Annotated in this window: 2 protein-coding genes; one reads left to right on the forward strand and one right to left on the reverse strand. The window is 39.2% G+C overall.

The genetic code is table 11. The features are described 5' to 3' along the window. Nucleotides 1-926 (forward strand): FAD-dependent oxidoreductase (locus ACTHUR_RS11295; RefSeq protein ID WP_440398632.1); only part of this gene is annotated, 926 nt, incomplete at its 5' end. 147 nt (nt 927-1,073) lie between these two features. Here the strand turns inward: ACTHUR_RS11295 and ACTHUR_RS11300 are convergent. Next, nucleotides 1,074-1,286 (reverse strand): hypothetical protein (locus ACTHUR_RS11300; RefSeq protein ID WP_440398633.1); only part of this gene is annotated, 213 nt, incomplete at its 5' end.

The following is a 1,286-nucleotide window of genomic DNA, read 5'->3' on the forward strand; positions in this document are numbered from 1 at the left end:
GTACAACACTTCTTGAGTTAAAGAAAATACCAAAACGATTAACTGTAATTGGTTCAGGATACATTGGAATGGAGCTTGGACAACTATTTCATCATTTAGGTTCAGAAATAACGCTTATGCAAAGAAGTGAGCGACTTTTAAAGGAGTATGATCCTGAGATTTCAGAGTCAGTTGAAAAAGCGTTAATTGAACAGGGTATAAACCTTGTCAAAGGGGCAACTTTTGAGCGTGTTGAACAAAGTGGAGAGATAAAAAGGGTTTACGTAACAGTAAATGGCAGTAGAGAAGTCATTGAATCAGATCAGTTACTTGTTGCCACTGGAAGAAAACCAAATACGGATTCTTTAAATTTAAGTGCAGCAGGTGTTGAAACTGGAAAAAATAATGAAATCCTGATCAATGATTTTGGTCAAACAAGTAATGAAAAGATTTATGCAGCAGGAGATGTGACTTTAGGACCACAATTTGTATATGTAGCAGCCTATGAAGGTGGAATTATTACTGATAATGCTATTGGTGGATTAAACAAAAAAATAGATTTATCGGTAGTTCCTGCTGTTACGTTTACGAATCCGACGGTTGCAACGGTTGGTTTAACAGAAGAACAAGCAAAAGAGAAAGGGTATGATGTGAAGACATCTGTATTACCTTTAGATGCTGTTCCAAGAGCAATTGTAAACCGTGAAACAACCGGTGTATTTAAACTAGTAGCAGATGCAGAAACACTAAAAGTATTAGGGGTTCATATTGTATCTGAAAATGCAGGAGATGTCATCTATGCAGCATCATTAGCTGTTAAATTTGGCTTAACGATAGAAGATTTAACAGAAACCCTAGCACCATATTTAACAATGGCTGAAGGGCTAAAATTAGTTGCACTTACGTTCGATAAAGATATTTCGAAATTATCTTGTTGTGCAGGCTAAGGGAACTTTTTTAGGATTTTGAGATTTAAGTTATTTGAGGTCTGTAATGTAGACAGCTCAATCTACCTTAAAAAGGTCGTCTGAAAACCCTGTTTCCAAGTTTTCAGACGACCTTTCCTAATTACAGCAATTAATGTCGAATCAGCTTTACACCACGATGTTCACCAGTCTGCCCGGAACGACGATGATTTTCTTCGCAGGCTTGCCTTCCATGAATTTCACTGCGCCTTCGTTGGCAAGGGCGGCGGCTTCGAGGTCGGCTTTGGATGCGTCGGCGGCGACGGTGATTTTGCCGCGCAGTTTACCGTTGACTTGAACCATCACTTCGATTTCGGATTTGACCAAAGCGGCTTCATCGAC

The sequence above is a fragment of the Neisseria sp. P0021.S007 genome, from assembly GCF_051956855.1.